General features: G+C 61.2%; 11 protein-coding genes. 6 read left to right on the top strand and 5 right to left on the bottom strand.

Annotated features, from left to right (window positions below; genetic code table 11):
* The first annotated feature begins 210 nt into the window (after positions 1 to 210).
* From ASE79_RS20740 to ASE79_RS20735, 5 genes are all read left to right on the top strand, one after another.
* A complete protein-coding gene (locus tag ASE79_RS20740; RefSeq protein WP_156359520.1) occupies positions 211 to 903 on the top strand; it encodes a MerR family transcriptional regulator in 693 nt (230 codons plus the stop codon).
* Complete coding sequence (locus tag ASE79_RS20185; RefSeq protein WP_321163319.1) at positions 900 to 1,241, top strand: helix-turn-helix transcriptional regulator; 342 nt, start codon at positions 900 to 902, stop codon at positions 1,239 to 1,241. Before ASE79_RS20740 ends, ASE79_RS20185 begins: the two co-directional genes overlap by 4 nt.
* Positions 1,242 to 1,568: 327 nt before the next feature.
* Positions 1,569 to 2,408 (top strand): tyrosine-type recombinase/integrase, encoded by an 840-nt coding sequence (locus tag ASE79_RS20180; protein ID WP_235516773.1) that lies wholly within the window; start codon positions 1,569 to 1,571, stop codon positions 2,406 to 2,408.
* Positions 2,409 to 2,894: 486 nt separating this feature from the next.
* A complete protein-coding gene (locus tag ASE79_RS20175; RefSeq protein ID WP_235516750.1) occupies positions 2,895 to 3,155 on the top strand; it encodes a hypothetical protein in 261 nt (86 codons plus the stop codon).
* 50 nt (positions 3,156 to 3,205) lie between these two features.
* Positions 3,206 to 3,475 (top strand): hypothetical protein, encoded by a 270-nt coding sequence (locus tag ASE79_RS20735; RefSeq protein WP_146168758.1) that lies wholly within the window; start codon positions 3,206 to 3,208, stop codon positions 3,473 to 3,475.
* 158 nt (positions 3,476 to 3,633) lie between these two features.
* Here the strand turns inward: ASE79_RS20735 and ASE79_RS05245 are convergent, their stop codons facing one another.
* The 5 genes from ASE79_RS05245 to ASE79_RS05215 all read right to left on the bottom strand — a co-directional run bounded on the left by ASE79_RS05245 (position 3,634) and on the right by ASE79_RS05215 (position 10,725).
* Positions 3,634 to 3,813, bottom strand: a complete 180-nt coding sequence (locus ASE79_RS05245) for a hypothetical protein (RefSeq protein WP_056412590.1) — start codon at positions 3,811 to 3,813, stop codon at positions 3,634 to 3,636.
* 564 nt (positions 3,814 to 4,377) lie between these two features.
* Positions 4,378 to 5,498, bottom strand: a protein-coding gene (locus ASE79_RS05235; RefSeq protein ID WP_156359519.1) for an IS3 family transposase whose coding sequence is annotated in 2 segments (ribosomal slippage) — positions 4,378 to 5,249 and positions 5,249 to 5,498 — 1,122 coding nt in all. Because the reading frame shifts where the segments join, the coding sequence is not laid out codon by codon here.
* Between the two features lie 964 nt (positions 5,499 to 6,462).
* Positions 6,463 to 7,476 carry an RNA 3'-terminal phosphate cyclase gene (gene rtcA, locus ASE79_RS05225; RefSeq protein ID WP_056412578.1) on the bottom strand — a complete coding sequence of 338 codons (1,014 nt, stop codon included), beginning with the start codon at positions 7,474 to 7,476 and terminating at the stop codon, positions 6,463 to 6,465.
* Positions 7,477 to 7,509: 33 nt separating this feature from the next.
* Entirely contained in the window at positions 7,510 to 8,736 is a 1,227-nt protein-coding gene (locus ASE79_RS05220) for an RtcB family protein (RefSeq protein WP_056412573.1), read from the bottom strand.
* Positions 8,737 to 9,177: 441 nt separating this feature from the next.
* A complete protein-coding gene (locus tag ASE79_RS05215; protein WP_056412571.1) occupies positions 9,178 to 10,725 on the bottom strand; it encodes a vWA domain-containing protein in 1,548 nt (515 codons plus the stop codon).
* A 173-nt stretch (positions 10,726 to 10,898) separates the two neighbouring features.
* On the opposite strand from ASE79_RS05215, the gene rtcR reads away from it, so the two are divergent.
* Positions 10,899 to 12,575: an RNA repair transcriptional activator RtcR gene (rtcR, locus tag ASE79_RS05210; protein WP_321163318.1), complete on the top strand. Its 1,677-nt coding sequence runs from the start codon at positions 10,899 to 10,901 to the stop codon at positions 12,573 to 12,575.
* Positions 12,576 to 12,771 lie beyond the last annotated feature (196 nt).

The raw sequence follows: 12,771 nt of genomic DNA, 5'->3' as shown, positions 1-12,771 counted from the left end.
GACACTCCCGAAATTCGATCACTCGCTAGAAAGCGGGATCGGGAAAAACGCCCAGTCTCGGCCATTCGCGACGGCGCTGCCTCTGCCATTATCCAGGGCAAGGCAGCGAACGCCCTACTTGTGTGGGATCATTGTCGGCCGAGCCGAAATGGCAGCAAAATAAAAAGAAAAAACCTTTCTTTGTTGGAAATTGTCCTCCAATAGGATGGTATGGTGCTGCCAGACAATCACTACGCTCTTCAGATGACGCGTCAGCAACTCAGCGTTGCGATTGGCCTACCTGGCGATACGATCGCCTACTGGCTTAAAGAGGGGCTTATTTTCGCATTAGGTGACCAGAAGCACGGACGCGGCAACCATCGTCGCTTCGGATATGAGGCTGTCCACATCGCTGCAATTCTCGCCGAACTAAGTCGTTACGGCATGAATACGACGGGACTACGTAATCTTTCATCAAGACTGTGGCATGCCGTGGAGTTAGGTCGCCTTTACCCCGATTTCACCCCGCTTGATTTTATGTGTTGCAAGAATCTACTCGTGGGAAAGGAGCTTGCCGCAAGAGGTGAAGAGGTTCCGGACATAATGAGCATCGGTTCGGCGCTAACGCGTGATGATGATCATGAAGAAAAAGAAGGTACTCCAGGGCCACGACACGTAAAGATGATGGAATGGTTCAGTATTGATGTCGCTCGGCTGCTAACTGCTTACGCAGATCTTATGAGTCGAGACATCTTTTTGCACGATGTACCAAAGTGGTTTGTAAGTGCAAACGCGAACGGATCGATCGAGTTCATATTAGAGGACGATCCGTCGGGCGAAGATGTTGAAGGGCGAGCTAGCTATATATGCCTTGATATCAAGGAAATTGTGAACCGAGCTTGGTTCAGCTTAACTGATCAATGAACCGGGCTGACAGGGTGGTCGAAACACGCCTGTCAGCCCTCACCACGGAAAACCCGAGAGGAAACCCAATGGCTAAAAGTGCATCTAGCAGTTTTTATACCGAACTGCAGCCTTCAACATCATTCGCCGGCTTGGCCGCTCCGCTGCCTGCGACGGTCATCCTTCGGCTGCCCGCCGTCAAACAGCGCACGGGGCTGAGTCGCGCTACCATTTACCGCAAAATGCAATCACTCGAGTTTCCCGCTGCGAAGCGGCTGAGCGCAAATTGCGTTGGGTGGGTTGCTGCCGAAGTGGAGGCTTGGCTTACTGATCGCGCTCCCGCCGGAGTACGGCCATGAAGCGGTGCATTGGGGGTATCGGAGGGGGTATCGATACTTATACGTCTGAAAAATCCTGTTATAAATCAGTGGGATGGATTTATACAATCGGCGGACTCCCGCTCCGCCACCACCCTTGTCTTTCCCGGTCTTTCCCGGCCGCCGGGCCTGATTTCGTGCGGTTTTAGCGCGTTCGAGCGGCACGGGCTGTGCGCGCCTGTGCGCTAGCGTTCATGCACTGTCATGGCACATCGCATGGTATGAACTTCAAAACGTATGGTATGGGGCGAGACCATACTGAACGATGCCAAGGTCTAGGCCGCGAAGGCCAAGGAGAAAGCCTACAAGCTGGGCGATTCTGGACAGCTCTATCTTTATGTCACGCCTGCCGGCGGCCGCCATTGGCGGATGAATTATGCGTATGGCGAGCCGACGAAGCCCGGCGGCCGGATGCCTCAGAAGACATTGTCGCTCGGATCGTACCCGGCGCTGACGCTGCGCGATGCGCGCCGTAAGCGGGACGAGGCCAAGATTACGCTCGCCGAAGGTTTCGACCCGCCGGTCGAGCGCAAGATGACCGCGAAGGCTCGCGCGATCGCCGACGGCAACACATTCGAGATTGTCGCCCGGCGCTGGCACACGCTGCGGAAGCCGAACTGGTCAACCGTCCACGCGGCGGACGTGATCGAAAGCCTTGAGAACGACATCTTTCCCCTGATCGGTGACCTGCCAATCCGGCTCGTCGTCGCGCCGAAGCTGCTCGACGTGCTCAACAAGGTCGAGGAACGCGGCGCGATCGAGACCGCTGACCGGCTGCGCCAGCGCGTATCATCGATCTTCGTCTATGGGATCGCCGCGGGCCTCTGCGACACGGATCGGGCAGCGAGCCTTGGCAAAGCTTTGAAGAAGAAACCCCGCGCTACGAAGCAGCCGTCGATCATTGACGGGATCGAGGGGATCGACAGGGGCAAACCCGACGCGCCCTCGCCGGCGGCGCTATGGCGGATCGGCGCGGCGCGCATGAAGGGCGACGAGGATCGCAAGGCGGGCAAGGCTGGTGATCACCTTGTCCCGCTCGCCCCCGAGGCAGTCGACCTGCTCCGCGTGGTTCGGCGGCTATCCGGCGACCTGCCGATCGTGTTCCTTGGCGAACGTCACGCGCATCGACGATGTCAGAGAGCGCCCTGAACGCTTTTCTCAAGCGGGCGGGGTTATCACCCGCGCCACGTCCCGCACGGCTTCCGCGCCGCGTTCTCGACCGTCATGAATGAGCGCGCCGATCGCCAATAGCGCGAGGCCGGGCACAAGGGGGCGTCGCCTGATCGGGCGATTATCGATCTCATGCTCGCGCACGTCCCGAAGGATAAGGTCGAGGGTGCCTATAACCGTGCGGCGTACATGCCCGGCGGCGAGGGCTCGCATGCGAGTGGGCGGAGATCATCGCGGCGAGCCTCACCACGGCCGAGGCCCATCCGGGCCAGTCTATCCGCTGGGCTGATACCTCGTCTAAGGGGCGGCGTCGTCAGGTCTGAAGCGTTCTATCATGACGATGGAGGCCAGGAGTTTGGCGGTCCCCGCTAGTCGCATTTGGGCGGAAAATAGCGTCAGCCATCATGACACTCTTGCGCACTAGATAATTTCGCATACCCTCCGGCAAAGATTGGGAGGCGTACTTTGAAGTTCTTGGTCGCAATTGCTCTGATGCTGAGTCCCGTTGCCGTGGGCGCGCAAACCCCTGACCCCAGTGCAAAGCCTGCAGAAAAGCCGGTGAAAGAGAGGAAAATCTGCCGGTCACTGACGCCGACAGGTTCCATCATGGCCACGCGGGTATGCAATACCGCAGCGGCCTGGCAAAAATTCGATGGCATCACCGCCGAAGGGGCACAACAAACCCGAGATGTGTATCGGATGACGACAACCGGCGTGCCTCACTGAAGATATCCGGACGAGCGTCGCCCCTAGTTGGACCAGCATGGAGACGCACGATGAAGTTCTTGATCGCTGTTGCATTAATTACCAGCCCAGTCGCGGTGGGAGCTCAAAACCCGAACCAACCCGCTAAAAGCTCTGAGGAGCCTGAGAAAGAGAAAAAGATTTGCCGGTCGATGAACGCGACAGGCTCCTTCATGGCCACGCGGGTATGCAATACCGCTGCAGCTTGGCGCAAGTTCGACGGGATCACGGCAGACGGTGCTCAACAGACCCGCGATGCGTACCGGATGACGAGCGCTGGAACGCTGAACACCAAGCGGTAGGCTCCTGATCGGCAGTGAGTTACCAACCCTGCTCGACCCAGTGACCGATGTTCCGGAGCCCCAGTTTCCCCGTCAAATGCGACTGGCTCAGCGATTAGTCTACGATCCCCAAGCGTTCTATCCTGATGAGGAAGCGCCGGAGTTCGGGGCGTAAACCGTCAGCGCTGCGCTGCGTTCAACTGATCGGTCACTGCCAGCAGCTCGCCCTCGACCCCAATGGAATGCGCTTTCGAAAAGCGGATGAGAACGGTATTCCCATCTTGGCTTACCGACTTAACGTGAGCGGGGTTGATGCCAACCGTGCCGCCGTTGCTGGCGCGGCTAAAAGTCGTGTTCATAAGATGCCCTTGTTGTGGCGTCGTCGCTTGTGACCGATTGCCGCTCTACTCGTTGATGATAATTTGTTATTCGGTGACGTAGATTTCAGCGCTATCATCCTTGACGTTCCGCACGCGCCACTTCGCATTCTGCCGCCTAAGCTCAGTGTTTATAAAGTCGGCAGGCGGAAGCTCGAGGCCGGCCATCATTCGTGATGAAATGCCGTCGTTGTTCAGGATATAAAGTCGTGTAATCTGTTTAAGAGCTTCGACCTTTCAACCTCAGTCGGCATCGTTGATTTGGCTTGGGCTGCAAGGGCGACTTGTGCACGCTCTTTCGCAGAGTCCAAGGCTTGATCGACACGCTTTTCTATCACCGAGCTGTCAGGGCGCGTATCATTTCCTCGTGCTCCTGTGACCACGTAAGCGTGCGCTTCGGGCTCGCCTTCGCCAACGCGATCAGCAGCACTCAGTCTATCGATCTTTTGTTCGATGCGGCTAAGGTCGGTTCGGTCTTCCCGGCGATCTCTCTCGGAATCCGCAGCGCTTCGCGCGCCCGCATACATAGTGACCTGCTCCCCGTTTTCAGGCCGTTGATAACTTAGCTTCGGTATCCATATGCCCTTGGCGGGGGCGGTTCGTAAACTCGGCGGGTGCCAACCCGCCAAGGCTGCTGTGCGGACGCACGGTGTTGTAGTCCGTCCGCCATGCCTCGATGATCCGTCTCGCCGCAGCCAGCGTCGGGAACAGGTGCTCGTTCAGGCACTCGTCCCGCAAGCGACCATTAAAGCTTTCGACGAAGCCGTTCTGCTGCGGCTTACCGGGCGCGATGTAATGCCACTCGACCCCGGTGTCCTGGCACCAGGCAAGGACGGCGTGACTGGTCAACTCGGTGCCATTGTCGCTGACCACCATGCACGGTAGCCCGCGGCGCTCGGCAACAGCGCCCAACTCGCGGACGACACGCCGGCCTGAAAGCGAGGTATCGACGATGCACACTAGGCATTCCCGGCTGTAGTCGTCGATGACGTTGAGCATACGGAACCGCCGGCCGCAGGCCAGTGAGTCCGACACAAAGTCGAGAGACCAGCGCTGATTGAGTTCCTGTGGGATCGCCATCGGCGCCCGCGTCCCAAGCGCGCGCTTGCGGCCATCACGTTTGCGAACCGTCAGCCGCTCCTCGCGGTACAGCCGGTAGACCTTCTTCAGGTTCATGCCCTTGCCCTCTCGCTTCAGCATGATCGCTAGCCGCCGGTAGCCGAACCGGCGACGTTCGTTGGCGATCTCTCGCATCCGCTCGCGCGCGGCGTCGTCGTGCCCGCGCAGCGGCTCATATTGCCATGCCGACCGATTGACCCCGATCAGCCTGCAGGCACGACGCTCGGAAAAGCCGTGGTCGGCTATCAGCTTCTCCACCGCAGCGTAGCGCTCCGCAGACCGGGTCAGTTTTTTCCCAACAGATCCTTCAGCGCCGACACGTCGAGCATCGACTCCGCCAGCAGCTTCTTCAGCCGTCGGTTCTCGTCCTCCAGCGTGCGCAACCGTGCCGCCTCCGACACCGTCATCCCGCCGTACTTCGACTTCCAGTTGTAGAATGTCGCATCGCTGATCCCGTGCTTGCGGCACAGGTCGGCCGTCTTCACGCCAGCCTCATGCTCGCGCAACACCCCAATGATCTGATCCTCGGTAAATCGGCCTCGCCGCATCACTCGTCTCCATCTGACGAGCTAACTTACCAATGGCATGATTTCTGGGGAGCACGTCAATAGCAATCGCTGCCGACACGACTATCAGCCCAAGGACGCTCCAGCATCCCCAATTCGGCCATTTGTCGGGAAGCCCGACCATGGTGGATAGGCCGCCCAGTCCAGCCGCAACCATGATTGCGAGATTCGCCCAAGTCAGCCAATGATGGAAAGACGGTATACGCCTAGCTTTCCATGAGCTTGAAGAGGTCTCTCATTTTTGCCCGTTTGGTGGTGTGAGACGTCTGGCATCTGCGGCTGGCTCGAGCAAACTTAATCTGATCTAGGTGCGCCAGCGCTTCCGGTCGCTCACGGAGGGGCCTCGATACTATCGATGGACTTTGCCGCTTCGTGTGCCTTGGCGTCGGCGTCGGCGTCATCCGCACACTCTTATAGCTATGTCCGCGGACTTACTTAACATGCGAAACGTTGGAAGCACACAGTCGCGCGTCTTCGGCCTATATTGGTGCACTGTTTTCAGCCGTGGGCGTTTTCGAGATCAAAGATGTCGATGATCCGGCAATGACCCTGAGTACCGATGGCGAGGATACGAATCGGCTGCCTTTTATCCCACATGCTCCTTCCTGCGCAGATGCATTGGCCCTTCGTTGTCCATCAAACCTGTATCCGTCGGGTGGACATTCACGCTCCGTTTGGCGGGTATTGTCGAGGTAGCGGCGATCCTTGAACACCTCCCAAGGGTCGCGACCCTCCACGAGCCGAATGAGCTCGGGTATCGCCGCCGTGACGCGTTCGCGAAGCTCCGCAAGCCACGCCCGCCACTCGGGGTTGCCGCGATAATTTTCGATCAGTGTGCCGGCGGGCGCCCAATAGTCTGGCGCCGCGTCGGCGTTGATCGTCCAGTTCAGCCTTCGGCCGCTCGCCAGGCCCGTCCCACATGGAGATATTATAGACTTATCTGAGTTTAGCGGATCTCTACGGAATGTGAGCCGGTCGGCAGCTGCAGGAAGGTGCAGCGCCGACCGAGAAACGCTTCGATGATCACCCTGGCGGTCAGGCTATGCTGGCTCGGCTTGACCGTGGTGAAGCTGCCACCGCCCGCGAGCGCGAACGGCAACAGCAACTGGTCGGCGAGATACGGTCCCGCAAAGGCATCCGACGCGAGATATCCAGCCATGCGCGCCGCAGCGGTCTTTGCGACATGTTCGGCGGAAACGCCGAGCTTGCCAAAGCCGCTCACCACTTCGGTGACATTCTCGAAAACTGCCTCGAGCAGCACGATGTTGCCGGGGCCCTGCTCTTCGGGGAGCTCACGGATCGAGAAGGCATCTTCCGGCCAGTCCAACAATCCGCGCGCCGTCTTCATCTCGCGTTTGGCCACGTCGGGCGGCAGGCCGGCAAAAAGCGCGGTGGCCGAGCGGCCGATCAATGCGCCGCGATCGACACAGCTGATCGCGGCCAGCGGAGCGGGCTCGATATCGATCTCGATCCGGCCGCCGCCGCGCGGATAGAAGCCGTGCCGCACCAGACGCGCAGTGACCTTCGGCCCCATCCGGTTGATCACCGGCAGGAAGCTTTTCGCGATAAAGTCGAACGGCGGCGCGAGCATGTTGTGCGTGCCGCCTTCGAGCACGAGCCGCGAGGGCGCGCCGGTTAGGATCAGCGGCATCAGCACGGTCTGCAACACCAGACCGGTCGATCCGGCGGTGCCGACCGCGAAGCGATACTCGCCCGGAGTCACCTGGCCAGGGCGGAAGGTCAGATCGGACGATCCGACGCTTAGGCCTTCGCAGGTCGCGCCCCCAATCGCGCACGCGGCTTCGACAGCGGTGACGTGCTGCCGCATCAGCCCCGGCTTCTCGCGCTTGCCGCGCGCATTGATGATGCGGAACGGCCGGCCAGTCACGAGCGACAGTGCGCACGCGTTGCGCACGACCTGTCCGCCGCCTTCGCCTTCCGATCCGTCGATGATGATCATGGTCTTCTTTCTTGGGAATGGCGGCGTGAAGGGCTACCCCTTCACGCACACCACCTGCTTCAACGTATAAACGATCTCGACGAGATCGGCCTGTGCCGCCATCACGGCTTCGATCGGCTTGTACGCGCGCGGACTTTCGTCGATCACGCCTTCGTCCTTGCGGCAGGCGACGCCCTCGGTAGCGGCGACATGTTCCGCCACCGTGACCTCGCGCTTCGCCTCGGTGCGCGACATCACACGCCCGGCACCATGGCTGCAGCTGTCGAACGACTCCGCGTTGCCGAGGCCTCGCACGAGGTACGACTTCGCCCCCATCGAGCCGGGGATGATCCCCATCACACCCTTCGCCGCGCGCACGGCGCCCTTGCGGGTGACGAGCACGTTTTGGCCGAAATGGTTCTCGCGCGTGACGTAGTTGTGATGGCAGTTGATCGCCTCCAGCTCCGCGTCGAACGGTTTGGTGATCACGCGGCGCATCGCGGCGATGACGTTGGTCATCATCATCCGCCGGTTGAGCGCCGCATAATCCTGCGCCCAGCCGACCGCTTCGACATAATCGTCGAAGTGCTCGGTCCCTTCCGGAAAATAGGCGAGGTCCTCATCGGGCAGATTGACGAACCACTTGCGCATGTCCTGCTTAGCCAGTTCGATGAAGAACGTACCGATCGCGTTGCCCACGCCGCGCGAGCCCGAATGCAGCATTACCCACACCCGCTGCTCCGTATCGAGGCACACTTCTATGAAGTGGTTGCCCGTGCCGAGCGTGCCCAGGTGAACCAAGTTGTTCGACTTGGCGAGCTTGGGATATTTCGCGACGATCTGTCCGAAGCGCGTTGCCAGCGTCGCCCATGCGTCGACGATCGCCGCCGGCGGATCACCCCAGGAGCCGGTGTCGCGGTTGCCGCGACCTACCGAACGCCCGACCGGCACCGCGCGCTCGATCGCAGCGCGGACGCCTTCCAGATTGTCGGGAAGATCGCTCGCGGTGAGCGAGGTGCGCGCCGCCATCATGCCGCAACCGATATCGACGCCGACCGCTGCCGGAATCACCGCGCCCTTGGTCGGAATGACCGAGCCAATCGTCGCGCCGATGCCGACATGGACATCAGGCATAACCGCGACGTGCTTGAACACGAACGGCATCTGCGCCGCGCGCACTAGCTGAGCACGCGCTTTGTCGTCCACGGCGACGCCGCGGGTCCACATCTTGATCGGTACGCCGCCGTCGACGGCCTGAAATTCAAAATTGGCTTCGGTCATCCTGACCTCCTGGTAAACTGTCGCACGCCGGTGGCGGCGACGGGGTATTGGTGCTGGCAACGAGGGGTGACGAGACGTTTCCGGATCGCTCCGGGGAGGATTCGAACCTCCTGTACCGTGTAGTCCCGTCGGCATTTGCCAGCTTCGTTTGTGGTCACGGCGACGAAAGATGGCGGACGGTTGTGCTCTACCAGGCTGAGCTACCCGCTTGCGCGGGGCGGGATTCGAACCCGCGACACCATGTAGTCCATGCCGGCATTCGCCGTGATGATATCTGGCCGTGGCGACGAGTGGTGGCGAGACGCGGTCCTTAAGCTACGTTCCAGCGGCGGGATTCGAACCCACATCTCCTTTCGCACCATCGCTGGTGCTTCGGCGCTTTACTCGTCGGACCTCAGGCAGGAGGATGTAGTCCCACCGGCATTCGCCACGGCCAATTCTTTATAGCTCCGTTTGGTCGATGATGCCGACCCAGTCGCGCGTTTCGCCGCGGGCGAACTTTGCGATCGTGTCGAACACCGCGTCGGAAAAACCTCCGACATTGAGGATCTCGGGCCGGCCCGACGCTTGCGTCGTGCCGTGCGGTTGGATGTCGATGCAGACCAGCTTCGCCGCCGGATTGCGCCGGACGATCTTCTCCCACTCGCGCATCGTCTGCGTCGCGCCGCCCTTCACCGCATCCATCCAGGACTGGTTGTCCGAGACGATCACGACCAGATCGACCGCGGCCCGTTGCGCATTCAGCCTGGCCAGCGGCGCCGAGACATTCGTCCCGCCACCGCCGACCGCCGCCAGCTTTGCGGTGTTCACCGCGAGCCGGGCATACGGATCGAGCCTGATGCCAACGACCTTCTCCGCGAACGGCAGGACGCGTGCCTGGCGGTTGGTCCGCAGCATCGCCGCCGCGACCAGCGCCGCCACGTCGTTGCAACTGACCTTCGACGTGGCGCCCTTGCGGAACCCCGTCGCCGGCGAGCGCATCGATCCCGACACGTCGGGGCAGACGACCACCCGGCCCGCCGCGCTCGGAACGGTCGCGACCGATGCATCGAGCGCAGTCTCGAGCGCCGCCTGTACCTTGAGCGGCACGCCGTCTTCGGCCGAACCCAGCGCCGCCATAACCTGGTAGGGTAGCACGCGCGCCTTGCCGAGCGCCGCCGAATCCGACAGCCGTCCAGCGACCGCATCGGTGATCCCCGCAACCCCGAACGCGCCGTTGCGCGCCAGCGTGTTGAGGTTCATCCGCAGCGCCTGCCAGCCCATGTTGCGCGCCAGCTCGCCCCATTGTTCTGCGCTCAGCGGAAAGGCGGTGAGCCATTCGAACGGCACCGGCGGTAACGCTCCCGATGGGTCGCGCTTCCACGCCTCGAAGGCCGCGATCTCAATCGGAAGCGCCGCGACATCGTACGGTTTGCCGATCAGCCATCCGTAGAAAGCGCGCCGCTCGTCCGTCGCAGGCTTCGGGCGCACCATTCGCACGATGTCGGCGAGCGACGGGTCGTTCCCCGTTGCGGCCGCCATGAGGTCGCGCATCGACGCGGTCTCCAGCCAGGTCTGCACCAGCCGCTTCGGCCGCGTGCCGAGCGACGTGCGCCCGACCTGACCCGATCGCATGATCTGCACGAACGTGCGCAGCATGCGTCCGGTATCGATCACGCGTCCGAAGACCACGACCGCGAGATCGGGATCGGCCAGTGTCAGATAGGCACAGAGCAAGGCGGGCATATCCTTCATCGTTCCGGCCTTGCGGGCATAGATCGCCGCCTTGGCGACGAAGAGCGGATCGACCGCCTTAGCCGCTTCGATCGTCTCGGCCAGATGCGTTTCGGCCGATGCGTAGACGCTGTCCGACAGCGTTCCCGTCGCCGCCAGCTGCGCAAGCCTGGCCTGCGGGCCATATGCATAGGCCGGCGCGAATTCGCGGTTCACGCTGTCGGTTGCCGGCAGCAGCTTGGCGATCGCCGATGCGAAGAGGCTCTTGTTTGCCATCTCAAATCCTTTGCGGTTCCGGGGTGACCGGCCCATTCCGATCACCCTTGCCGCGCCGTCCCGCTGGCCATGTTCGAGCACCAGCGAGACACCTCATGCCCAGCAATCCGCGTGCCAGTTCGACAACAGCCGCCTCATAATAATTATATCTATCTGTAAATGCTGGATTTTAATTGATTGTCGGCCTGTGGCGACATCGAGCCTGCTTGCGCGCCATGCGGAAGAACCATATCATGCAGGATAGGAATTTATCCCATGGGATCACCATGAAGCCACTGGTCACTATTGGATTTCTTGGATCTACGCTGGACTCTGGGAAATTCGGTCCCTCGCGTTGGAATAAATGGCGGCCGTCAGTCGGTCTGTGCATGCATGAAGACCTGCGGATCGACCGGTTCGTGCTGCTGCATGGTACGTCGCACGGCCGGCTCGCCGAATATATCGCCGACGACATCGCATCGATCTCGCCGGAGACGCAGGTCGACCGGCGCGTGATCGACTTTGCCAACGCCTGGGATTTTGAGGAGGTTTACGGAAAGCTGCTCGACTTCGCACGCGCCTATCCGTTCGATCCCGATGCTGAGGATTACCTCGTGCACATCACAACCGGCACGCACGTCGCGCAGATCTGCCTCTTCCTGCTGACCGAGGCGCACTACCTCCCGGGCCGATTGATCCAGACCCAGCCGCAGCGCGGCACTCCGTCGAGTGCGCCCGGCAGCTGGGACATCATCGACCTTGATCTGTCGCGCTACGACAGCATAGCGACGCGCTTCGCCGCGGTCGCTGCCGAGAGCACCTCGTTCCTCAAATCCGGGATCGATACGCGCAACCTGGCCTTCAACCGGATGATCGACGATATCGAGCAGGTTGCGGTGCGCTCCAAGGCACCGGTGTTGCTGATGGGGCCTACCGGCGCGGGTAAGAGTCAGCTGGCGCGACGGATCTATGAACTCAAGCGGCTCAAGCATCAGGTGCGCGGACCGTTCGTCGAAGTGAATTGCGCGACGCTCAAGGGCGATGGCGCGATGTCCGCCTTGTTCGGGCATAAAAAGGGGGCATTCACCGGCGCGGCGGCCGACCGGCCGGGCCTGTTGCGCACCGCCGATACCGGCACGCTCTTCCTTGACGAGATCGGCGAACTCGGGCTCGACGAGCAGGCGATGATCCTGCGCGCGATCGAGGACAAGCGCTTCCTCCCCGTCGGCGCCGACAAGGAGGCGGCGAGCGATTTTCAGCTGATTGCCGGCACCAACCGCGATCTTGGACAGTGCGTTCGGCAAGGCACGTTTCGCGACGATCTCTACGCGCGGCTCAATCTGTGGACCTTCACCCTGCCGGGCCTGCGCGACCGTCGCGAGGATATCGCGCCCAATCTCGACTATGAACTCGACCGCTTCGCCGAACGCGAAGGCACGCGCGTGACCTTCAACAAGGAGGCGCGTGACCGCTTCCTTGCCTTCGCCTGCGCGCCGGACGCCGAATGGCACGGCAACTTCCGTGACCTTGCGTCGAGCGTGACGCGGATGGCGACGTTCAGCCCCAAAGGAAGGATCGATCTCGACGGCGTCGAAGCGGAGATTACGCGGCTGAAGCGCGCATGGTCTAGCGGCGACGATACAGGCGATCAGCTTTCGGCCGTGCTTTCCCCGGAACAGCTAGACGCAGTTGATCCGTTCGACCGCGTGCAGCTCGCCCATGTTCTCGACACCTGTCGGAAGAGTCGCTCGCTTTCCGAAGCGGGACGCATATTGTTCGCCTCGTCCCGCATGCGGCGGACATCCTCCAATGATGCGGATCGGCTGCGGAAATATCTGGCACGGTTTGATCTCTCCTGGTCCGATTTATGATAGCGTGACGCACGCGGTGCCTGCCGCATCTTGTGCCCGGCAGAACCCTGTAGATGCCACTGCGGACTGGGACATGAAGGTGAAGCCTGCGCTGCACTTTATCGGGTTTCGTAGTGACGATTTTTCTCAGCCGTGCGTACCTGGGACATGCCGGATTTCATTCATCCGGACAGGGATCGATGGGCCCGACAGGACA

Origin of the sequence: Sphingomonas sp. Leaf28 (assembly GCF_001421685.1) — a bacterium.
In the GTDB taxonomy this organism is placed as follows: Bacteria; Pseudomonadota; Alphaproteobacteria; order Sphingomonadales; family Sphingomonadaceae; genus Sphingomonas; species Sphingomonas aurantiaca.
This window is presented reverse-complemented; position numbering and strand designations above follow the sequence as displayed.